The sequence below is a fragment of the Nonomuraea mesophila genome, assembly GCF_004352805.1.
In the GTDB taxonomy this organism is placed as follows: domain Bacteria; phylum Actinomycetota; class Actinomycetes; order Streptosporangiales; family Streptosporangiaceae; genus Nonomuraea; species Nonomuraea longispora.
Genome location: NZ_SMLD01000004.1, coordinates 26,320 through 47,005, shown reverse-complemented (window position 1 = coordinate 47,005; position 20,686 = coordinate 26,320). Strand labels below are relative to the sequence as shown.

Sequence of the window (20,686 nt, the reverse complement as noted above, 5' to 3'; positions counted from 1 at the left end):
GAATCGCCGCCCGGCGGGAGCGCCAGGCCTTACGCTTGGTGATCCCGTGACTACAAGAGGACGGCGGCATGGTCAGGCCACTCGACGAGCGTTTCCGTACGGCCCGCGACTTGTTTCCCGAGTGCCGGGTGGAGACGGTCCAGGACCGCATCGTGGTGAACGAGCCCGGCACCTGGCAGCACAACACGATCCTCTTCCGGCTGCTGCTGCAGCTCGTCGGCGCGGCGGCCAGGCGGGGCTGGGAGATCTGGCCCAACATCACCGTCCACCTCGGCGAGCACGCCGACCGGTACGTCCCCGACCTGGCCGTGGTGCCGGCCTCGCCGAGGATGCACGAGGAGCACGCCGTGCACGGCGACGCGACGCTGCTGCTGGCCGACGTCGTCTCGCTCGGCAGCGGCTACGACGACTACTACGTCAAGCCCTGCGGCTACGCCCCCGCGGGGGTGCCGCTCTACCTGCTGATCGACCCCTTCCAGCGCTCGCTCAAGCTCTTCTGCGACCCCTCGCGCGGCGGCTACGCCAGGGAGGTCGTGGTCGCCGCGGGAGAGCCGCTGCCGCTGCCCGCGCCGTGGGGGTTCGCCGTCGACACCGCCCGGCTGATGTGACCCCGGGTGCGCGGCGCCCGGGGGCTCATCCGGTCAGACGATCTTGTGCACCCAGTGGTGGGAGTCGGGGCGGGAGCCGTACTGGATGCCGACCAGCTCGTCGCGCACCCGCAGCGTGACGGGCCCGGGGGCGCCGTCGGCCACCGTCCAGGAGCGGTCGGCGCCCTTGACGGTGCCGACCGGCGTCACCACGGCCGCGGTCCCGCACGCGAACACCTCCGTGAGCTCGCCCGACTCGCAGCCCGCCTGCCACTCGTCGACCGAGACGAGCCGCTCCTCGGTCTCCAGGCCGAGGTCGCCGGCCAGCTGCAGGATCGAGTCACGGGTGATGCCGGGCAGCAGGGTGCCGGTCAGCGCGGGGGTGACGAGCTTGCCGCCGAGGACGAAGAACAGGTTCATCCCGCCCATCTCCTCGACGTACCGGTGCTCGTGGGCGTCGAGCCACACCACCTGGTCGCAGCCGTTCTCCACCGCCTGCCGCTGGGCCACGAACGCGGCCGCGTAGTTGCCGCCGCACTTGGCGAAGCCGGTGCCGCCGGGGGCGGCGCGGGTGTACTCGGTCGAGAGCCAGACCGAGACGGGCTTGAGCCCGCCGGTGAAGTAGGAGGCCGCGGGCGAGGCGATGACCATGTACTTGTAGGTCTTGGACGGGTAGTTGACGCCCAGCCCCGCCTGCGTGGCGATCATGAAGGGCCGCAGGTAGAGGCTGTGCCCCTCGGTCGTCGGCACCCACTCTCTGTCGGTCTGGACGAGCAGCTCCAGCGACTCGACGAACGTCTCCTCGGGCAGCTCGGGCATGGCCATGCGGACCGCGGAGCGGTTGAAGCGGGCCGCGTTCTCGTGGGGGCGGAAGGTCACGATCGAGCCCGTGGCCTGCCGGTAGGCCTTGAGCCCCTCGAACAGCTCCTGGGCGTAGTGGAAGACCGACGTCGCCGGATCGAGGGAGAGCGGCCCGTACGGCATGAGCCGGGCGTCGTGCCAGCCCTGGCCGTCGGTGTAGTCGATGGAGATCATGTGGTCGGTGAAGGTCTGCCCGAAACCGGGGTTCGCCAGTACCTGCTCCCGCTCGGCCGCGGTGCGAGCGTGGTCGGATAGCTGCACGTCGAAGCTGAGCTTCTGAGCGATGGTCATGACGGCGGTCCTTCTCTCTGCGGATCTACGAAACGTGCTGGTGACCGCGGACGGCCGGGGGTGGCCGCGCAGGTGCGGTGTCGAGCGGAGCCGCCCGCGAAGGGGCAGCCCGTACTTCCTATTGTCTCGCCATATGGGATGGCAAGCGGCCGATGGGGTGGTCGGGCCGTTGGCGCACGAAAAAGCGCCTGGCGTTCCGTGTCGGATCGCCAGGCGCTCGCGGGGCTAGGCGGTCCTAGCCGGATACTCGCGCGGTGATGTCGTCGCCGATCTCGTGGGTGCTTCGGCCGCTGCGCCGCTCGGCGATGTCGGCGGCGACCGCCTGCTCGACCCTGGCCGACTCGGCGTGCAGGCCAAGGTGGTCGAGGAGCATGGCGACGGACAGGATGGTCGCCGTCGGGTCGGCCTTGCCCTGCCCGGCGATGTCGGGGGCGCTGCCGTGCACCGGCTCGAACATGCTGGGCGCGGTGCGCTCGGGATTGATGTTGCCGCTGGCCGCCAGGCCGATGCCGCCGGCGATGGCCGCGCCGAGGTCGGTGATGATGTCGCCGAACAGGTTGTCGGTGACGACCACGTCGAACCGCTCGGGCTGGCTGACGAAGAACATAGAGGCCGCGTCGATGTGGGTGTAGTCGGTGGTGACCTCGGGGAACTCTCCGGCCACGCGGTCGACCGTGCGCTGCCACAGGTCGCCGGCGTAGGTGAGCACGTTGGTCTTGTGGACCAGGGTGAGCTTCTTGCGCGGCCGTGACCGCGCCTTCTCGAACGCGTAGCGCACCACGCGCTCGACGCCGTGTGCGGTGTTGAGCGACTCCTGCGTGGCGATCTCGTGGGGCGTGCCGCGGCGCATGACGCCGCCGGTGCCGGCGTAGAGGCCCTCGGTGCCCTCCCGGACGACGATCATGTCGATGTCGTCGGCCGACGAGCCGGCCAGCGGCGTCGGAACCCCCGGGAACAGCTTGACCGGGCGGAGGTTGACGTAGTGGTCGAAGGTGAAGCGCAGGCGCAGCAGCAGGTCGCGCTCGAGGACGCCGGGCGGGACGCTGGGGTCGCCGACCGCGCCGAGCAGGATCGCGTCGTAGCCGCGCAACTCCTCCAGCACCGCGTCGGGCAGGGTCTCACCGGTGCGGTGGTAGCGGGCCGCACCCAGGTCGTAGTGGGTGGGCTCGAGCTTCGTGCCCACGGCCTCCAGGACCTTGAGCCCCTCGGCCACGACCTCGGTGCCGATGCCGTCACCCGGGATGACGGCCAAGCGGATGTTACGCGAGTCCATGGGTGGTCACCTTACCGGCTCGTCTCGACTGACGAACACATCATCTCAGCTTGCGGACGTTTCGACGGCCTGGGGCACGCCGGGGGGACGTCGTGCCCCTGGCCACATCCGGCGCTAGCGGGTGGAACCCTGCGGGGCGCCGCCGTTGTCCCTGCGGTCCAGCGCGGTCTGCAGGGCCTCGGCGGCCTCGTTGTCGTGCTCCTCGGCGCCATTCCAGGCATACATCTCGTACATGTGACTCAACTCACTTCGCGGATACGTTGCGATGGAAAGCCGGACTCCGGTCACGAATCCGGGCGGGTCTGCTCTCGTGGTCCGGGGTGACGGACCGGAGGAAAGGGTCTTAACGGCCGACGCAGCGCCACTCACCGCGGCGAGTCGTCGACCTGCCCTAACAGGCCCCGCCGCGGCAGGTAATAAGTACGAGCACCTGGCGCATCTCCGCCACAGTACCTCAGCCGTCTCGTTGGACGTCCTAGTATCTTGCATGCTGAGACGCGAAAGGCCGCCGCCCCAGCGGGGGGACGGCGGCCTCGTACGAGCGGGGAGTGTCAGTCCTCCAGGTCGACCGAGCGGCCGCTCTCGGCGCCGATTTCGGCGATGATCTGGTCGACCACGTCGGCCGGGATCGCGGTGTCGACGGTCAGCGCGATGAGCGCCTTGCCGCCCTTGACGGACCTGGCGACCTGCATCGAGGCGATGTTGATGCCGTGCTCGCCGAGGAGCCGGCCGACCACGCCCACGATGCCGGGACGGTCGGTGTAGGTGAAGAACGACAGGTGGGCCGTCGGCTCGATCTCCATCTCGTAGCCGTTGACCTCGACGATCTTCGTGATCTGGCGAGGGCCGGAGAGCGTGCCCGACACCGAGACGTGACGGCCGTCGGCCAGCACGCCCCGCACGGTCACCACGTTGCGCCAGTCGGGGCTCTCGGAGCTGGTCACCAGCTCGACGGTCATGCCGCGGTCCTTGGCCAGCAGCGGCGCGTTGACGTAGGTGACCTGCTCCTCGATGACGTCGGAGAACACGCCCTTCAGCGCGGCCAGCTCGATCACGCGCACGTCCTGGGCGGCGATCTCGCCGCGCACCTCGACGTCGAGCTTGGTGGCGACCTCGCCGGCCAGCGCAGTGAACACCCGGCCCAGCTTCTCGGCCAGCGGCAGGCCGGGCTTGACGTCCTCGGCCACGACGCCGCCCTGGACGTTGACGGCGTCGGGCACGAACTCGCCCGCCAGCGCCAGCTTCACGCTCCGCGCGACCTGGGTGCCGGCCTTCTCCTGGGCCTCGTGCGTGGAGGCGCCGAGGTGCGGCGTGGCGACGACCTGGTCGAGCTCGAACAGCGGGCTGTCGGTGCACGGCTCCTTGGCGTACACGTCGAGGCCCGCTCCCGCGACCCGCCCCTCCTTGATGGCCGAGTAGAGGGCGGCCTCGTCGACGATGCCGCCCCGGGCGACGTTGACGATGCGCACGTTGGGCTTGACCTTGTGCAGCTCCTCGTCGCCGATGAGCCCGACCGTCTCCTTCGACTTCGGCAGGTGCACGGTGATGAAGTCGGCCTGCTCGAGCACGTCGTCGAGGGGCAGCAGCTTGACGCCCATCTGCGCGGCCCTGGCCGGCGGCAGGTAGGGGTCGTAGGCGATCAGCTCGACGCCGAACGGCTGCAGGCGCTGGGCCACGAGCTGGCCGATCTTGCCGAGGCCGAGGATGCCGACGACCTTCTCGTCGAGTTCGACACCGGTGTACTTCGACCGCTTCCACTCGCCGTTCTTCAGCGCGGCGTGCGCCTGGGCCGTGTTGCGGGCGCTGGCGAGGATGAGCGCGATGGTCTGCTCGGCGGCGCTGGTGATGTTGGAGGTCGGCGCGTTGACGACCATGACACCGGCCTTGGTGGCCGCCTCGACGTCGACGTTGTCGAGGCCGACGCCGGCGCGGGCGACCACGCGCAGCTTGGGGGCCGCGGCGATGGCCTCGGCGTCGACCTGGGTGGCGGAGCGGACGATCAGCGCGTCCACGCCGGCGAGTGCGGGCAGCAACTGGGAACGGTCGGCGCCGTCGGTGTGGCGGACCTCGAAATCAGCGCCGAGTACGGCGAGGCCGGCCTCGGACAGCTCCTCTGCGACCAGAACGACGGGCTTGTTCACGGGTGTGGATCCTCCGGGACGGGCGGGCTTCGGGGGACTCGTCACACGTCCGGCCCCCGACGGTCCCACAGAGTCTAACGGTCGCTTGTGAACGCGTTCACGAGAGCCCCAGGATGTGGGACAGGGGCGGCCGTACCCACCGAGCGCCAAACTCATCCATATCGCGGCCGTCTTTGTCTTGATCGGGAGATTTATTCGCCATTAGCCTGATAAGCCGTGGCCGACTACCTATGGTTCGTCATATGAGCATCGGGAATCCTGCGCTTGCCGACGTGCTCGCCCAGCATGGCACCCCCCATCGCCTGCTGGGCGCTCTCGCCGACGGTGGAGTCCTGGTGGCGGTACGAACAGATCGCTCGGTCGTCCTGGGGACGACCCAGGCCGGTGACCGGGTCCTGCTCGGTTACACCGGCCCCGCCACCTATGCCAGGCACCGCGGCAGTCATTCCCTGTCGGCGTGTGACGCCGACACGATCCTGGACATCCAGCGCGTCACCGGCGTGCGGGAGATCGTCATCGACGCGGCCGGACCAGCCGCCGCGGCCGTGCCCATCGACGATCTCCAGCGTTTCCTCACCTCGACGCGGAGCGGACCGACGCCCGTGCTGTCGGGGGCGGCGCCCGCCGCCTACGCGACGGGCGCCATGGCCACCGTCTCGCGCGGTGCCGCGCTGGCCCAGGTCGCGCCCCCCTCCCCCCAGGCGCCCTCGTTCCCGTGGGTGCCCGCGCCCAGACCGCACCTGTCGGGGCCCATGCAGCAGGTGGACCCCGGTTACCGGCGGTGCGCGCATCCGATCCTGCCCGCCCTGCGGCAGGCGATCGCGCAACTGCTGATGGACTTCCCGCTCGTGCACCACGTCTGGATCTCCGAGGCGCGCACCGCGTCCGGCGCCCCCGGCATCATGCTGCACGTGAAGGTGCACATGTCCGCCGCGGAGGACGTCGTACGCGACCTGCACCGCCTGGTGCGGGCCCGGCTGCCGCAGTTCGCGGCGTCCGGCGCGCCGATCCTCATGGCCAGGGTGGCCGACACGCGCAGCGAACGCCGGATGATCGAGATCGGCGCCCACGTGGTGTGCGCCGACGTCCGCGACTGACCTCCCCCGGGCGACGGGCCCGCGCGGGCCCGTCGCGCCAGGTTCGGACCGGGCCTACCGAACAACGCTCGGTTCGGCTTCAATGAGGGCATGATCGCACAGGAGGCGAGCGCCTCCACGGTCCCCCGGAGCGTGCGCGTCGGCTACGGGGTGGGCTCGTTCTGCACCGCCACGGTGGGCGCCGTTCCCGGGCTGCTCCTGCTCTACTACATGACGAACTTCCTGGCCGTACCCGCGTGGCTGGCCGGGGTGGTCGTGACCGCGCCCAAGGTCTGGGACCTCGTGCTCAACCCGCTGGTCGGCCGCTGGTCCGACCGGACCAGGTCCCGGCTCGGCCCGCGCAGGCCCTGGATGCTCACCGGCGCCTGCACGCTGCCCGTCGCGTTCTTCCTCGTCTTCGCCGGGCCGCCGCTGACCGGTGTCCCCGCCGCGCTGTACGTCGGGGTGTGCTTCCTGGCCACGGCGACGGCGTACGCGCTGTTCGAGGTGCCGTACAAGGCGATGCCGGGCGAGATGACGCACGACTACCACGAGCGCACCTCGCTGCTCCAGTGGCGGATGATCTTCATCGGGGCGGGCACCGCCATCAGCGGCGTACTGGCCCCCGCCATCGTCACCGGCCAGGGCGAGAACGGCACGCTCGGCAGCTACCGGCTGATGGGCCTCACGATCGCGGCCATCCTGCTGGTCTCGATGCTGGGCTCGTTCTTCGGCACCGCCCGCGCCCCGATGACCGGCGCCCCCGAGCCCGACGGGGGCGGATGGCGCGAGCAGTTCGCCGCGGTCAAGGGCAACGCGCCGTTCCTGTGGATCACGGCGCTGGCCTGCACCCAGATGCTGGCCGTCAGCATGATGCTGGCCGCGGCGCCGTACTTCGCCACCTACACCATCGGCACGCCGGACGCCACGCAGACGTTGTTCGCGGCGCTGGTGGGCCCGATGCTGCTGACGATGCCGCTGTGGGTGCGGCTGTCCAGGCGCTACGACAAGCGCGGCGCGATGGTGCTGGCCGCGCTGATGTTCGGGGGCGGCACCGCGGCGGCCATGGCAACCCCCGTCTTCGGCTCCCTGTACGCGCACGTGATGATCCTCCTCGTCGGCGTGGGCATCGCGGGCGTGCAACTGCTGCTGTTCTCGATGCTGGCGGACGTGATCGCGGTGGACGCGGCGAGGACCGGCAAGCGCAGGGCGGGCGTGCTGACCGGGTTGTGGACGGCCATCGAGAGCGGGGTCAGCTCGTTCGGCGCGCTCATCTTCGGCGTCATCCTGTCGCTCGGCGGCTTCATCGAGTCCGAGCCGAGCAGGCCGGTCGAGCAGCCGGACAGCGCGGTGACGGCGGTGCTCGTGGGGCAGACCACGGTCCCCGCGCTGATCATCCTGGCGTCGGTGGTGGTGACGCTGAGATACCGCCTCACGCCACCCGGCGCGCCGGAGCCGGACGCGCCCGCGTGAACGACCCGGCCGCTGGGCGACGCCGGTGCGCCCGGTCGATGTGGACGGCAGGCATGCGCGCGCAGGACGGTCATCGTCATCGATCCGCGTATTCTGGACACGAGGCGAGGTTCAGGAAGATACTCGCTACATGAGCTCCACGCTTCCACCCTTCCGTGCCTCGGATGGGGAACGCGACCGTGCGATCGACGAGCTCAGAGATCGCGCCGTAGAGGGCCGCATTTCCCACGACACGTTCGTGGGCCGGGTCGACCAGGTGCTCAGGGCGCGCAACCGCGACGAACTCGACGAAGTGGTGGCCGACCTGCCCCGGCGGGCGACGCTGCGCCAGCGGCTGACCGACGCGGTGGCGGCGGTGTCGGAGTTCACCTCCAGGGTGCAGTCGGCGTGGCGGCGGCCCCGGCTGCCCCGGCTGGCGCTGCCCGACGACGAACGGCTGCGTTACGTGGTGGGCAGGGGCTCGGCCTGCGACCTCGTGCTGTCGGACCTGACGGTCTCCCGGGTGCACGCCGAGCTGCGGCGCGAGAGCGACGGGTGGATGCTGGTCGACCTCGGCTCGCTCAACGGCACCCGGCTCAACGGGTGGCGGCTGGTGGGCCCGGCCCGGGTCAGGTCGGGCGACGAGATCGCCTTCGGCGACTGCGGTTTCCTGCTCACGTCCGGCCAGCCGTCCGCCTGACTTCTCCAATCTCCGATAAATACGGAGATTTGCGGATTACAGGTCGGCGGTCCTGCTCCATGCTGCAGGCGATCCCCCAGTCATTTGGAGACCGCATGCGGCGCACCTCAGCATCCCTCGTCGCGGGCACGCTCGTCGCGGCCCTCGCGTGGGCGTCCAGCCCCTCCACCCCGGCCGTCGCGCTCGACCCCTCGGTGGGCGTGGCCGACCTGACCCAGGACCTCAACCAGATCCTCAGCGACTCACGGCTCACGATCGCCAGGGCGGGCGTCGTCGTCAAGAGCGCCGAGAGCGGCGAGGAACTGTACGCCACCGACGCCGGCAAGCTGCTGATCCCGGCGTCCAACACCAAGCTGTTCACCTCGGCCGCCGCGGCCGAGACGCTCGGGCTCGACTACCGCTTCGCCACGAGCGTGCTGAGCACCGGGCGCAAGGCGGGCAAGGTGCTGACCGGCGACCTCGTGCTGCGCGGCACCGGCGACCCGACCATGCTGGCCGAGGACTACGACGCGCTGGCCGCCAAGGTCGCCCGCGCCGGCGTCAAGGTCGTCACCGGCAAGCTCGTGGCCGACGACACCTGGTTCGACGCGCGGCGGCTCGGCAACGACTGGGCCTGGGACGACGAGACCGCCTACTATGCAGCCCCGATCTCGGCCCTGACCGCCTCCCCCGACAAGGACTACGACGCCGGCTCGGTGATCGTCGCGGTGGCGGCGGAGAACGGCAAGGTCAAGGTGACCACGACGCCGGACACCGGCTACCTGAAGATCGTCAACAGGGCGACGGCCGGCTCGGAGACCGACGTGCTCATCGAGCGGCAGCACGGCACCCGCACCGTCGAGATCACCGGCACGGTCGCGGACCCGTACCAGGAGTGGGTGGCCGTCGACGACCCGACCGCCTACGCCTCGTCGTTGTTCCGGGAGTCGCTGACCAGGCACGGGGTCAAGGTGCTCGGCCGTACGGTGACCGGCGCGGCCCCCGAGGGCGCCAGAGAGCTGGCCGCGCACGAGTCGATGACGCTGGGCGAGCTGCTGGTGCCGTTCATGAAGCTGAGCAACAACATCCACGCCGAGATCCTCACCAAGGCCATGGGCCGCAAGGCGGCGGACCAGGGCACGTGGGCGGCCGGGCTGAAGGTCACCACCGACTTCGCCAAGGCCAACGGGGCGCAGGTGATCAACATGCGGGACGGCTCGGGGTTGTCGCGCCGCGACGGCTTCTCCCCTGGCTCGATCGTGCAGTTCCTGTCGGCCGTACGCGGCAAGCCGTGGTTCGACACCTGGTACAAGTCGCTGCCCATCGCGGGCGAGTCCGAGCGTTTCGTCGGCGGCACCCTGCGCAGCCGGATGGCGGGCACCCCCGCCGCGGGCAACGTGCACGCCAAGACGGGCTCGCTGACCGGGGTGACCGCGTTGTCCGGCTATGTCACCAGCGCCGACGGCGAGCCGCTGATCTTCTCGATCATGCTGAACCAGTACCTGTCGGGCTCGCCGAAGGACATCGAGGACAAGATCGCCGTACGGCTCGCCCAGTTCTCGCGTACGAAGGCGAGCGTCGAGCCGGTCGAGCTGCGCGCGACGGACCCGGGACCGGCGGGCGACCTGGAGTGCTCGTGGTTGAAGCCCGCGCAGTGCTGATCGCCGTATGACGGAGGCGGCTCCCTGACGCACAGGGGGCCGCTGCGGTTTACCCGGATACGGGCATTGGATCACGATTCAGCCACTTGGAGCGGTCTTTTCGGGACAAAGCAGACCTTGGAGCGCCAGAATGCGGTTCGACCTTGTGTGCACGGCCGACCCGGAGGAGAGAATGCGCGGACAGCTCAAGGCATGGGCCTGCCTAGGGAGCCTGGTGGCGCTGACCTTCCCCGCACCGGCCGCGCAGGCGGCCACCGGCGCGCAGGCCTGCCGGGTGACCGCGGCCAAGCCGACGGTCTCCAACGGCTTCGTCCGCGGCACGGCCACCAGGTCAGGCTGTTCCGGCAAGGCCCTGCTCCGCGTGCGCGTCGCGGTCGCCGTCTCCGGCCCCGACCAGGTGCTCAAGAGCGGCTCCAAGACCGTCAGGACCGGCTCGATCACCGCGAGAGTGCGCTGCACCAATACCCCGCGCACCTACTACGTGGTCGCGCTCGACGCCAAGGGCCACACGGCTAAGTCACGCACGGCCCGGCTGACCTGCGGCAAGTTCGCATCGGCCGGCGAGGAGGCCCTGGTCAAGCTGACCAACAAGGCGCGGGCCGGCAGCGACTGCAAGCCCCTCACCCACGACCCCAGGCTGCACCTGGCGGCCGAACGCCACTCGGCGGACATGGGAGCCAAGGGGCGGCTCGAGCACACCTCAGGCGGGCGGACGTTCGCCGAGCGCATCAAGGCCGTCAACTTCCCCTACAGCCTGATCGCCGAGAACGTCGCGATGGGCTACCCCGCCGCCGCCACCGTGCTCAAGGACTGGCTGAAGAGCCCAGGCCACCGCAAGAACATCCTCAACTGCTCGTTCACCCACATCGGCGTCGCATACAGCACCAAGGGACAGGCCTGGACCCAGATCTTCGCCACCCGCTGAGGCCACGGGAGCGTCGGGCTTCACCGGCCTCACCCGCCGGTTCCCCACCGCACGCCCACACGCTCCCTTCCGGGCGGGCCCGGCCGCGTCTCCCCCGCACGAAGGACAGCGGCCGGGCCCGCGTCACCCTCCGGTGCCGGGCCGGTCGGAGAAACGGGCCAGCACCAGCGACTCGACGACGCCGACGACCGCGTACGCGAGGATGGACACGGTCGTGACCACCACGATGTCCGCCCACACCTCGTCGTAGCGGAACCCGCCGATCGCCCGCAGGATCTCCGCGCCGATCCCCTCGCCGGTGGCCAGCCACTCGGCGATGAGCGCGCCGATGATCGAGGCCGGCACCGAGATCCTGGCCGAGGCGAAGACCGAGGGCATCGCGGTCGGCACGGCCACCTTGCGCAGGACGGTCATGCGGGTGCCGCCGTAGGCCAGGACCAGGTCGGTGGCCTGTGGCGAGGCGGACCTCAGCCCGAAGACGATGTTCACCAGCGCCGGGAAGAACACCACGATGCCGCCGATGACGGCGACGCCCGGCAGGTCCCTGCCGAAGACCAGCGTGATCAGCGGCGTCATCACCACGAGCGGCACCGAGCGCAGCAACATCGCGACCGGCATGAACGTCTGCTCGACGGTCCTGAACAACACGAACGTCACCGCGACGGCCATCGCCGCGACCATCCCCGAGGTGAAGCCGATGGCGGCGTCCCTGACGGTGATGCCGAGCGCGCCGAAGACGGCCTCGCGGTGTTCCTGCGACGACGTCAGGTATTCCCACACCTGGGGCGGGCGCTTGCCCACGAGCGGGCTGATGCCGAACGCCTCCAGCGCCAGCCACCACGCGGCCACGACGATGACCACACAGGGCGCGAGGGGCCCGACGACCCGCAGGATGGTACGGCCGATCACTGCGCCTCGCCTCTCGACCAGGGGGTGACCACGCGGGCGACGAGCGCGACGGCGGCGTACCCGAGGCCCGCGACCAGCCCGGCGACGAGCGCCAGCCCCCAGGTCCGCGGCACCTGGAACTGCTGCTGGGAGATCATCAGGGAGACGCCGAGCCCCTGGTCGTTGCTGCCTAGGTATTCGCCGATGATCGCGCCGAGCAGCGCGGAGGGCGCGGAGATCTTCAGCCCGGCGAACGTGCTGGGCAGGGCCGAGATGATCTGCACGTACCGCAGCCTGGCCAGGCGGCCGCCGCCGTAGACGGTGACGAGGTCGAGGCCGGCCCTGTCGGCGGAGCGCAGCCCGAGCAGGGCGCCGATGAGCGTGGTGAAGAAGACGGAGATGGCGGCGAGGAACACCACGGTGGCCTCGCCGCCGAAGACCACCAGCACGATGGGGCCGATCGCGAGCAGCGGCACGCAGTAGCTGATCACGGCGAGCTGGGTGGCGACGGCTTCGAGCCGGGGTACGAGCAGCACCAGCAGCGCCACGCCGATGGCCAGCCCGTTGCCCCACAGGAAGCCCTGCGCGGCGGCGGACACGGTGGTGGTGACGTTGGGCCCGTAGAAGGCCCAGCCGTCGTCGCCCATCGAGGCCAGCACCGCCCACGGCGTGGGCACCGCGCCGCCACCGGCGAACACCGTCACGGCCAGCAGCCACCACAACACGACGAGGGCGAGGACGCCGGCCAGCCCCTGCGCCCTTCTCATGAGGCGTGCCCGAACAGCAGGTCGCTGAGGTGGTCATGGAGGGCGTGGAACTCCGGCGTACGCATCATGCCGGGCGTGCGCGGGCGCGGCAGGCCGATCTCCACCAGCTCGACGATGCGGCCGGGACGCGGGCTCATGACGGCGACCACGTCCGACAGGAAGATCGCCTCGCCGATGCCGTGGGTGACCATCAGCGTGGTGGCGGGCTTCTCCGTCCAGATGCGCAGCAGTTCCAGGTTGAGCCGCTGCCTGGTCATGTCGTCCAGGGCGCCGAACGGCTCGTCGAGCAGCAGCACGCTGGGTTTGACGACGAGCGCGCGGGCGATGGAGACGCGCTGGCGCATGCCGCCCGACAACTCGGCGGGCCTGGCCTTCTCGAACCCTTCGAGGCCGACCAGTTTGATCAGGTCGTCGATGACACCGGGCTCGGGCCTGATCCCGGCGACCTCAAGCGGCAGCCGGATGTTCGCGGCGACACTGCGCCAGGCCAGCAGGGCCGCGTCCTGGAAGGCGATGCCGAGGTGGTGGCTCCTGCGCAGCTCCGCGGGGGTCTCGCCGTTCACCCGGATCTCGCCGCCGGTGGGCTCCTCCAGGCCGGCGAGCATGCGCAGCACCGTCGACTTGCCGCACCCGGACGGGCCGAGCAGCGACAGGAACGAGCCTTTCGGCGTACGCAGGTCCACGCCGTCGACGGCGGTCACGCCCTTGCCGAACGTCTTGCTCAGCCCGGTGACGCTGATGCCGGTGCCGGGTCCCTCGACGGGCTCGCTCATGAGAGCTTCTTCAGGCTCGGGTCGGCCTGGTAGACCTCGTCGAGCACGGTCAGGTCGAACAGTTGCTCGGCCTTGATGGTCAGGCCGGCCTTGGCCAGTGATGTGATGTTCTGCTCGATCAGCTCCGGCGTCATCGTGAACAGCCCGTTGGCCTTGACGTCGGGGGTGACGACGAGCTCGTTCTGCATCTTGGCCTCCTCGGTCTGCTCCTTGACGTCGAGGTTCTGGTCCTTGCCGTAGACGGTGGCGGCCAGCTCGGCCGACCTGGCCGGGTCGGCGACGGCGTCCCTCCACCCTTTGATCTCGGCCGTCAGGAACGCCTTGAGCTTGTCGCGCTCGTTGTCGATGGTCTCCTGGGTGACCGTGAACGTCTCGGCGACCAGCGGCAGGCCGGCGTCGGCGAGCAGCAGGTGGGTGGCGTCGTGGCCCTCCATCCTCAGGCGTACGGGGCCGCTGGTGACGAAGCCGACGTAGCCGTCCAGCTGCCCGGAGGTCAGCATCGAGGGGTCGGACTGGAACGGCACCCGCGTCACGCTGCCCTCGTCGATGCCGTTGGCCTTGAGCAGCGCGTTCCAGACCAGCTCGTTGGAGTCCTGGACGCCGATCTTCTTGCCGGGCAGGTCCTTGGCGCTCTCGATCGGGTTCTTGCTCAGGGAGATGATGGCGAACGGGTTCTTCTGGAAGGTCGCGCCGACGATCTTCAGCGGGGCGCCCTGCAGCACGGCGGGAGCGGTGATGGTGGGCGCGGACAGACCCGCCCAGCAGCGCCCGGTGGCCAGTCCCGACTCGACCGAGGTGCCGGATCCGCCGCCCGACAGCAGCTCGACCTGGGAGAACCCGGCCGCCTTGTAGTAGCCCTCGCTGTCGGCGAAGTATTCGCCGGCGAACTCGACGTTCTTCTTCCAGGAGAGCTGGAGCTTGACCGGGCCCAGCCCGTCGCCGGAGGAGGAGCCGGCGGACGAGCCGCCCTCGCCGCAGGCGGCCAGACCGAGCGCCAGACCGGCCAGACCTGTCGTCCGCAGGAACGCGCGACGGTCGAAGGTAGCCATGATTCTCCTTGAGCGGCCGTGAAGGTGCAGGTCAGAGACGTTATCTACCGATTATTACCATCAAGTGACGGTATTTTCGGACTTCTCGGTTGATGGACGGCCGTCGCCCGGCATGGGCGGGAAAACCGCTGGCGGCCCCTGTAGGTCCCTACGAGAGCACGGGATGAGGACCGTAGATCCCTCCAGCGGGCCAGGAGCTCCGGTAGCGTCGGGCGTGAAATGAGACTTGACGGAATCCCCCTTTGGGACGGTACCGAACTTCGCGGCCCTGTCGACCTGAGCTGGGAGCCCGACCGCGTCATCGACGTGAGCCCCGCCGCGCCCCGCCACGACGACCTGTGCGTCATCCCCGGCCTGGTGGACACGCACGTGCACCTGATCGGCCACGCCGGCCCCGGCGACCCGCCCGACTTCGCCACCTGGCCGCTGGTCACCACGCGCGACGAGCAGGTGCTGCACGGCGTGGCCCACGCCCAGCGGGCCATGCGGCACGGCGTCACGACCCTGCGCGACCTGGCCGGCGACGAGGCCCAGGTCGCGCTGCGCCGGGCCTTCGACGCCGGCGTGCTGCAGGGGCCGCGCGTCCAGGTGCACGGCGTCGTGGGCATGACCGCGGGACACAACGACCTGTTCGTGCCGCCCGCCTCACCGCTGCGCAAGCCCACGGCCGACGGGCCCGACGAATGCCGCAAGCTCGTACGCACCTGGGCCAGGGCCGGCATGGACGGCATCAAGCTCACCACCAGCGGCGGCGTGTTGTCGATCGGCGACAGGAACGCCTGGCGCAACTACACCCGCGACGAGATCAGAGCCGTCGTGGACGAGGCCCACGCGCTGGGCATGCCGGTCGCCTCCCACGCCCACTCCGAGGAGGGCATCCGGGTGGCCGTCGAGGAGGGCGTCGACTCGATCGAGCACGGCACCCTCATGAGCACCGACCTGGCCGAGGTCCTGGCCGCCCGCCGCACCCCCGTGGCGCCGACTTTGCTCATCAACGAGGCCATCGCCGAAGGCCGGGTCCCGGTCACCCCGGAGGCCATGGCCAAGGCCGCCGAGTTGGTCGCCGCCCGCGACGTGCTGCTCGCCCAGGCGGCCGCGCTCGGCGTACGGTTCGTGCTGGGCACCGACGCGAACGGCCACCACGTGCAGTTCGGCGACCAGCTCGCCGAGGTCCGTCACATGGCGCGCATCCTCGGCATGGACGCGGCGTCGGCGCTGCGCGCGGCCACCTCCGACGCGGCCGACTCGATCGGCATGCCCGTGGGCCGGATCGCACCCGGGCTGGGCGCCGACCTCATCGTGCTGCGCGGCCGGCCGTGGGAGCGCATCGACGACCTGGCCTCCGGCAACATCGTGGCCGTCGTGTCACGAGGCGCCGTCGTCGCGGGCGCGCTGCCCTGACCGCAGCGCGAGATAGAGGTCCGTACGGTCGCGCATCGACGACATGCGCCGCCCGGTCAGCTCCTCGATCCGCTGCATCCGGTAACGCAGCGTGTTGACGTGCACGTACAGCTCGTCGGCCGTGCGCTGCCACGACCCGCAGGTCTCCAGGAACAGGTCGAGCGTGCGCAGCAGCTCGGAGCCGTGCCGCGCGTCGTAGTCCTCGACGGGCGCGAGCAGGCGGTCGCGGAACGAGCGGCGCACGCCGGCCGGCAGGGAGGCCAGCAGCAGCTCGAAACTGTCGATGTCGGCCACCGACATGATCGACACCGGGCCGGGGCCGCCCCTGGCGGACTCCATGCCACGCCTGGCCGTCTCCAGCGCCTCACCGAGCTGTGACACGCTGGCCACCATCTCGCTGATCCCGGCCGCGATGCTGATCCCGGGGCTCGTTGCCGTGCGCGCACCCGGGCCCAGGACCGTCCCCTGGCTCGTCCCCGTCCGCGCCGCGACCAGGTCGCGCAGCTCGTCGGCCAGGCTCTTGCGTGAGGCCCGGCCGTTGACCAGCACGATCGCCTCACGCGGCGTGCCTCCGACGACCAGATGCCGTCCTTTCCTCGCCAGCCCCTCGTGCAGCAGCTCCGGCAGGTCGTGCTCGGGGCCGCCGGTCCGCGTGACCACCATGGCCGCCGTCGGCAGACCGGGGTCGGCGCCGAGCAGCCGCAGGTGCGCCGAGACCTCGCCGGGCGGGATCTGGCCGAGGACGTCGAGCAGCGTCTGTGCCCTGACCCGCTCGGCCCTGCGCTGTTCGGCGGCGAACCCCTCGACCGTCACCACCTCGGTGATCGCGCCGAACGACTGGTCGGGAGCCGCCAGCAGCAGCGGCAGCCGGCGCAGCTCACACGCCTTGACCAGCTCCCGCGGCAGCTCGCCGAGCACGATGAGGCCCACGACCAGGCCGGCGGCGTCGCTCGCCCACAGCGCGTCGGCGAAGCGCTCGCAGTCGGACGGTTCGGAATACCACACCCCGCTGGTCAGCACGAGGTCGCCGGACCGCAGGTAGCGGCGGGGATCGGGCAGGTCGGTCGGGTAGGCGCGGCGGATCTCGCGGTCGAGTGCGTCCTCGCCTGCCACCAGCCTCAACCGCAGGTCGTCGCGTGCGAGCAGATCCGCCAGCCTCATGAAATCCGATGGTATGCCAGGCCGCACGGACGGCCGGCCTGGGTCTGTACCACGGACGGGAGCGCGGCGGCTCGTCCAGGCAGGGGTTTCCGCACGGAAATGCCCGTGACAGTTCAGAGGTTCGCACGATATCTGCCGGGCCGGGTGGTCCGGTTTACTCGGTGCCATGCGTCCCAAGGCGGAACTCCACCTGCACATCGAAGGCACCCTTGAGCCCGAGCTCGTCGTCGAGCTGGCCAGGCGTAACCGGATCGAGCTGCCGGCTTTCGACGTGTCCGACGTGGAGGCTGTCCGCGCCCGCAACGACTTCGCCGACCTGCGCTCGTTCCTCGACGTCTACTACGACAACCTGGCGGTCCTGCGTACCGAGGAGGACTTCTACGACCTGGCCGCCGCCTACCTGCGGCGGGCCGCCGCACAGGGGGTGCGGCACGCGGAGATCTTCTTCGATCCGCAGGCGCACACGACCCGCGGCGTGGCGCTGGAGGCGGTGTTCGGCGGGTTGTCGGCGGCCCTGCGCGACGGCGAGGTGCCGGCCGCGCTCATCCTGTGTTTCCTGCGCGACCGGGGCGCGGAGGAGGCCGAGCGCACGCTGCGGGCGGCGCTGCCGTTCCGCGAGCAGTTCATCGGGGTGGGCCTGGACTCCGCGGAGGTGGGATATCCGCCGTCGTTGTTCCGGCGGGTCTTCGACATCGCCGCCGCCGAGGGTCTGCACCGGGTGGCGCACGCGGGTGAGGAGGGCGGGCCCGACTACGTGTGGGAGGCGCTCGACGTGCTGGGCGTGGAACGGGTCGACCACGGCATCAGGGCGATGGAGGACCCGCAGCTCGTGGCCAGGTTGCGGGAGGAACGCATCCCGCTGACGGTGTGCCCGCTGTCGAACGTGCGGCTAGGGGTGGTGCCGTCCCTGCGGGACCACATCCTGCCCGCGATGCTGGACGAGGGGCTGGTCGTGACGGTCAACTCCGACGATCCGGCCTACTTCGGCGGCTACGTCGAGGACAACTACGAAGCGTTGCGGCGGGAGCTGGGGTTGACGGGCGAGCAGCTCGACCGGATCGCCGCCGACTCGTTCGCCGCGGCGTTCGCGTACGAGCCGCGGCACGGTGAAGGGGCCCACCCCGCGGGCAGGCCCCTTGGCTTTTAGCCGTTCAGGACCGACGTCAGCTGGTCGAAGCCGAGCATTTGATGTCGTCGCCGCTGCCCCGGCCGAGGATCCCGCTCAGGATGTCGCCGGTGTTGAGGACGAGCAGACCGGTCTGGTCGGCGGAGGACTCGCGGGCGATCGTGTTGTCGTCACCGCAGAAGAAGAAGACGCGCGAGTTGTTGTCGCCGTCGTCGTTCATGGGCATCTGAACCTGGGTCGTCGCCGCGAGCGCGGAGCCGCCGGACAGGAGCAGCCCTCCGACGAGCCCGGCCAGGATGAGCCCTGATCTGTACATGTCTTATCCCCTCTGATACCGATTGACTACTCTCTGTAGCTACCGGGGTGAGATCTGCCCTGCCGCTCTCGGCGACAAACTCCGCCATCTGCGCTCTTGACCGGCACGACACCGGCGCCTGGCGAAGTCAGGCCGGAGATCATCCACCTTGACGATCAGATGTGTTCCAGCGAGAAACCGCCGATGATCTCTTGACCGTTTCAGGACCATGGCGCGCGGCCTCACGGAGCCCCAGACTGGTTGCGTGTCACGGGAGGCGGTCATGACCACAAGCACCGGGTCCGCCACGGCCTCGACCGGCCGGCGTACCGAACTCGACGCCATGCGCGCCCTCGTGGTGGTCGGGCTGGTGTTCTTCCACGCGTCGCTGGTGTTCGACTCGCGCGACGACTTCTACGTCAAGAACGCGGAGACGACCGACATCACGTTTGTCATCGCGGCGCTCTGCGTGATCTGGGCGATGCCGCTGCTCTTCCTGATCGCCGGGCTGGGGGCCTGGCACTCCCTGCGCCGCCGGGGGCCCGGCGGGTTCGCCGTGGAGCGCTTGACCCGGCTGGGCGTGCCGCTGCTGTTCGCCCTGGTCACGATGTTGCCGGTACCGCAGTGGTTGCGGCTGCGGGCCGATCCCGGCTACCACGAGTCCTATCTGGAGTTCCTGCCGAAGTTCTTCGCCGTGCGGCCGGATCCGGGCGACTTCCCGTTCGTCGTCGAGGGGGCGTACTTCGAGACCGGGCATCTGTGGTTCGTGGTGCTGCTGCTGACGTTCTCGCTCGTGCTCGCGCCGCTGGCGCGGTGGGCGCCGCGCGGACGGCTCGTCGCGCTCGCGCGGCCGCGCGGCGCGATCCTGCTGCTCGGCCTGCCGATCGCGGCGATCTGCGCGTTCGCCGGCCTCGATGAGGGGTTCGGGGGCTGGGACCGCTGGGCGTACCTGGTGTTCTTCCTGTACGGCTTCCTGCTCGTGACCGATCCCGGCTTCCGCGCGGCGATGCGGCGCAACCGGTGGATCGCGGCCGTCGCGGGCGCCGTGCTGATGCTGGTGGGGGTGCCGGGGTTCATCGTCGCGGGCGAAGCCCCGGGCGCGGACGCGTTCACGGACCCGACCCCGCTCGCGATCACGATGCGCGCGTTGTACGGCCTGGCCGGATGGTGCTGGGTGGTCGCGATCCTCGGCGCCCTCGACCGCCCGCGCCCCGCCCCGGCCGATCCCACCTCGCCCCCGGACGGACGGGGCAACCGGCTCTCGGCCTACCTGGCGCCCGCCGTGCTGCCGCTCTACATCCTGCACCAGCCGATCGTCGTGGCCGTGGCCTTCCACGTGACCGGCTGGCGGGCGCCGATCCTGGTCGAGTACGTGGTGATCGTGGCCCTGTCGCTGGTGCTGACGGTGGCGGCCTACGACCTGCTGGTACGCAGGACGCGGGTGACGAGGTTCCTGTTCGGGATGCGGGAGCCTACGGGACGGTGAGGACGACCGGGCCGTCGTCGGTGATGGCGACGGTGTGCTCGACGTGCACGCTCCGGCTGCCGTCGCCCGAGCACACCGACCACCCGTCGTCGGCCATGGTGTAGCCGTCGCCGCCGCCGGCCATCAGGCTCGGCTCGATCGCGATGACCAGGCCGGTACGCAGCCGCAGGCCGCGACCACCGCGCGCCTCGTTGGGCACGAACGGCGACTCGTGCATGGCCCGCCCGATGCCGTGGCCGCCGAAGTCGTTCTGCATGCCGTAGCCCGCTCCGCGGCCGACCGTGGACATGGCGTGCCCGATGTCGCCCATCCTGCCGCCGGGCACGGCCGCCTCGATGCCCACGGCCAGCGTCTCCTCGGCCACCCTGATCAGCTTGAGGTCCTCGTCGCGGGGGTGGCCCACGGTGAAGCTGACGGTGCCGTCGGCGTGCCAGCCGTCGACGTACGCCCCGCAGTCGATGCTGATCAGGTCGCCGTCACGCAGCCGGTACGGGGTCGGCAGGCCGTGCAGCATCACGCCGTTGACGGAGGTGCAGATCACTCCGGGATAGGGCGTCGCGCCGAAGGAGGGGTGATAACCGAGGAACGACGCTCCCGCGCCGGCCTCCTCGATGACGGTCCTCGCCACCTCGTCGAGCTGTTTCAGCGTCACCCCGATGCCGGCCCGCTCGCGCACCGCCGCGTGCACGGCGGCCACCACCTTGCCCGCCTCCCGCATCGCGGCTATCTCACCGGCTGACTTGAGCTCGATCACGGCGCCTCCTCATCGATAACTATACCGGTATTATTATCAC

Annotated in this window: 19 protein-coding genes; 9 read left to right on the top strand and 10 right to left on the bottom strand. The window is 70.5% G+C overall.

Going from position 1 to position 20,686, the window contains the following annotated elements:
• Positions 1–68: 68 nt before the first annotated feature.
• A complete protein-coding gene (locus E1295_RS02635; protein WP_132628028.1) occupies positions 69–608 on the top strand; it encodes a Uma2 family endonuclease in 540 nt (179 codons plus the stop codon).
• A gap of 33 nt (positions 609–641) precedes the next feature.
• On the opposite strand, the gene E1295_RS02630 is transcribed toward E1295_RS02635, so the two are convergent.
• The 3 genes from E1295_RS02630 to serA form a co-directional block, all read right to left on the bottom strand.
• The gene (locus tag E1295_RS02630; protein ID WP_132628027.1) at positions 642–1,739 is read right to left on the bottom strand and encodes a branched-chain amino acid aminotransferase; all 1,098 of its coding nucleotides are present in this window, start codon (positions 1,737–1,739) and stop codon (positions 642–644) included.
• Positions 1,740–1,974: 235 nt separating this feature from the next.
• Positions 1,975–3,012: a 3-isopropylmalate dehydrogenase gene (locus E1295_RS02625; protein ID WP_132628026.1), complete on the bottom strand. Its 1,038-nt coding sequence runs from the start codon at positions 3,010–3,012 to the stop codon at positions 1,975–1,977.
• 551 nt (positions 3,013–3,563) lie between these two features.
• Positions 3,564–5,153 carry a phosphoglycerate dehydrogenase gene (gene serA / locus E1295_RS02620; RefSeq protein ID WP_132628025.1) on the bottom strand — a complete coding sequence of 530 codons (1,590 nt, stop codon included), beginning with the start codon at positions 5,151–5,153 and terminating at the stop codon, positions 3,564–3,566.
• 242 nt (positions 5,154–5,395) lie between these two features.
• Between serA and E1295_RS02615 the strand changes: the two genes are divergently transcribed.
• From E1295_RS02615 to E1295_RS02595, 5 genes are all read left to right on the top strand, one after another.
• Positions 5,396–6,250, top strand: coding sequence for a hypothetical protein (locus tag E1295_RS02615; protein ID WP_132628024.1), 855 nt, complete (start codon positions 5,396–5,398; stop codon positions 6,248–6,250).
• Positions 6,251–6,340: 90 nt separating this feature from the next.
• The gene (locus E1295_RS02610; protein WP_132628023.1) at positions 6,341–7,702 is read left to right on the top strand and encodes an MFS transporter; all 1,362 of its coding nucleotides are present in this window, start codon (positions 6,341–6,343) and stop codon (positions 7,700–7,702) included.
• 130 nt (positions 7,703–7,832) lie between these two features.
• Positions 7,833–8,381 carry an FHA domain-containing protein gene (locus E1295_RS02605; RefSeq protein ID WP_132628022.1) on the top strand — a complete coding sequence of 183 codons (549 nt, stop codon included), beginning with the start codon at positions 7,833–7,835 and terminating at the stop codon, positions 8,379–8,381.
• A 95-nt stretch (positions 8,382–8,476) separates the two neighbouring features.
• Complete coding sequence (gene dacB, locus E1295_RS02600) at positions 8,477–10,021, top strand: D-alanyl-D-alanine carboxypeptidase/D-alanyl-D-alanine endopeptidase (RefSeq protein WP_132628021.1); 1,545 nt, start codon at positions 8,477–8,479, stop codon at positions 10,019–10,021.
• A 130-nt stretch (positions 10,022–10,151) separates the two neighbouring features.
• Positions 10,152–10,946: a CAP domain-containing protein gene (locus E1295_RS02595; RefSeq protein WP_132628020.1), complete on the top strand. Its 795-nt coding sequence runs from the start codon at positions 10,152–10,154 to the stop codon at positions 10,944–10,946.
• Between the two features lie 123 nt (positions 10,947–11,069).
• Here the strand turns inward: E1295_RS02595 and E1295_RS02590 are convergent, their stop codons facing one another.
• The 4 genes from E1295_RS02590 to E1295_RS02575 are packed head-to-tail and all read right to left on the bottom strand — an operon-like array spanning position 11,070 to position 14,423.
• Positions 11,070–11,855, bottom strand: a complete 786-nt coding sequence (locus E1295_RS02590; protein WP_132628019.1) for an ABC transporter permease — start codon at positions 11,853–11,855, stop codon at positions 11,070–11,072.
• A complete protein-coding gene (locus E1295_RS02585) occupies positions 11,852–12,601 on the bottom strand; it encodes an ABC transporter permease (RefSeq protein WP_132628018.1) in 750 nt (249 codons plus the stop codon). The genes E1295_RS02590 and E1295_RS02585 overlap by 4 nt, the downstream gene beginning before the upstream one ends.
• Entirely contained in the window at positions 12,598–13,374 is a 777-nt protein-coding gene (locus E1295_RS02580) for an ABC transporter ATP-binding protein (protein ID WP_132628017.1), read from the bottom strand. The genes E1295_RS02585 and E1295_RS02580 overlap by 4 nt, the downstream gene beginning before the upstream one ends.
• Positions 13,371–14,423: an ABC transporter substrate-binding protein gene (locus E1295_RS02575; protein ID WP_132628016.1), complete on the bottom strand. Its 1,053-nt coding sequence runs from the start codon at positions 14,421–14,423 to the stop codon at positions 13,371–13,373. Before E1295_RS02575 ends, E1295_RS02580 begins: the two co-directional genes overlap by 4 nt.
• 219 nt (positions 14,424–14,642) lie before the next feature.
• On the opposite strand from E1295_RS02575, the gene E1295_RS02570 reads away from it, so the two are divergent.
• The gene (locus tag E1295_RS02570; RefSeq protein ID WP_132628015.1) at positions 14,643–15,824 is read left to right on the top strand and encodes a metal-dependent hydrolase family protein; all 1,182 of its coding nucleotides are present in this window, start codon (positions 14,643–14,645) and stop codon (positions 15,822–15,824) included.
• On the opposite strand, the gene E1295_RS02565 is transcribed toward E1295_RS02570, so the two are convergent.
• Positions 15,789–16,985 carry a PucR family transcriptional regulator gene (locus E1295_RS02565; protein WP_166427044.1) on the bottom strand — a complete coding sequence of 399 codons (1,197 nt, stop codon included), beginning with the start codon at positions 16,983–16,985 and terminating at the stop codon, positions 15,789–15,791. The genes E1295_RS02570 and E1295_RS02565 overlap by 36 nt on opposite strands.
• A 166-nt stretch (positions 16,986–17,151) precedes the next feature.
• Between E1295_RS02565 and E1295_RS02560 the strand changes: the two genes are divergently transcribed.
• Positions 17,152–18,132 (top strand): adenosine deaminase, encoded by a 981-nt coding sequence (locus E1295_RS02560; RefSeq protein WP_132628013.1) that lies wholly within the window; start codon positions 17,152–17,154, stop codon positions 18,130–18,132.
• A gap of 16 nt (positions 18,133–18,148) precedes the next feature.
• Here the strand turns inward: E1295_RS02560 and E1295_RS02555 are convergent, their stop codons facing one another.
• Entirely contained in the window at positions 18,149–18,427 is a 279-nt protein-coding gene (locus E1295_RS02555) for a hypothetical protein (protein ID WP_132628012.1), read from the bottom strand.
• A gap of 262 nt (positions 18,428–18,689) precedes the next feature.
• On the opposite strand from E1295_RS02555, the gene E1295_RS02550 reads away from it, so the two are divergent.
• Positions 18,690–19,892, top strand: a complete 1,203-nt coding sequence (locus tag E1295_RS02550) for an acyltransferase family protein (protein WP_132628011.1) — start codon at positions 18,690–18,692, stop codon at positions 19,890–19,892.
• Here E1295_RS02550 and map read toward each other — a convergent pair.
• Positions 19,879–20,646, bottom strand: coding sequence for a type I methionyl aminopeptidase (gene map / locus E1295_RS02545; RefSeq protein ID WP_132628010.1), 768 nt, complete (start codon positions 20,644–20,646; stop codon positions 19,879–19,881). The two genes, E1295_RS02550 and map, sit on opposite strands and share 14 nt — an antisense overlap.
• Positions 20,647–20,686 lie beyond the last annotated feature (40 nt).

Bases quoted from the DNA above. Each gene is read 5' to 3' on its own strand.
- E1295_RS02635 (WP_132628028.1), top strand. From the start codon at position 69: ATGGTCAGGCCACTCGACGAGCGTTTCCGTACGGCCCGCGACTTGTTT.
- E1295_RS02630 (WP_132628027.1), bottom strand. From the start codon at position 1,739: ATGACCATCGCTCAGAAGCTCAGCTTCGACGTGCAGCTATCCGACCAC.
- E1295_RS02625 (WP_132628026.1), bottom strand. From the start codon at position 3,012: ATGGACTCGCGTAACATCCGCTTGGCCGTCATCCCGGGTGACGGCATC.
- E1295_RS02615 (WP_132628024.1), top strand. From the start codon at position 5,396: ATGAGCATCGGGAATCCTGCGCTTGCCGACGTGCTCGCCCAGCATGGC.
- E1295_RS02610 (WP_132628023.1), top strand. From the start codon at position 6,341: ATGATCGCACAGGAGGCGAGCGCCTCCACGGTCCCCCGGAGCGTGCGC.
- E1295_RS02605 (WP_132628022.1), top strand. From the start codon at position 7,833: ATGAGCTCCACGCTTCCACCCTTCCGTGCCTCGGATGGGGAACGCGAC.
- dacB (WP_132628021.1), top strand. From the start codon at position 8,477: ATGCGGCGCACCTCAGCATCCCTCGTCGCGGGCACGCTCGTCGCGGCC.
- E1295_RS02595 (WP_132628020.1), top strand. From the start codon at position 10,152: ATGCGGTTCGACCTTGTGTGCACGGCCGACCCGGAGGAGAGAATGCGC.
- E1295_RS02585 (WP_132628018.1), bottom strand. From the start codon at position 12,601: ATGAGAAGGGCGCAGGGGCTGGCCGGCGTCCTCGCCCTCGTCGTGTTG.
- E1295_RS02580 (WP_132628017.1), bottom strand. From the start codon at position 13,374: ATGAGCGAGCCCGTCGAGGGACCCGGCACCGGCATCAGCGTCACCGGG.
- E1295_RS02575 (WP_132628016.1), bottom strand. From the start codon at position 14,423: ATGGCTACCTTCGACCGTCGCGCGTTCCTGCGGACGACAGGTCTGGCC.
- E1295_RS02570 (WP_132628015.1), top strand. From the start codon at position 14,643: ATGAGACTTGACGGAATCCCCCTTTGGGACGGTACCGAACTTCGCGGC.
- E1295_RS02565 (WP_166427044.1), bottom strand. From the start codon at position 16,985: ATGAGGCTGGCGGATCTGCTCGCACGCGACGACCTGCGGTTGAGGCTG.
- E1295_RS02560 (WP_132628013.1), top strand. From the start codon at position 17,152: ATGCGTCCCAAGGCGGAACTCCACCTGCACATCGAAGGCACCCTTGAG.
- E1295_RS02555 (WP_132628012.1), bottom strand. From the start codon at position 18,427: ATGTACAGATCAGGGCTCATCCTGGCCGGGCTCGTCGGAGGGCTGCTC.
- E1295_RS02550 (WP_132628011.1), top strand. From the start codon at position 18,690: ATGACCACAAGCACCGGGTCCGCCACGGCCTCGACCGGCCGGCGTACC.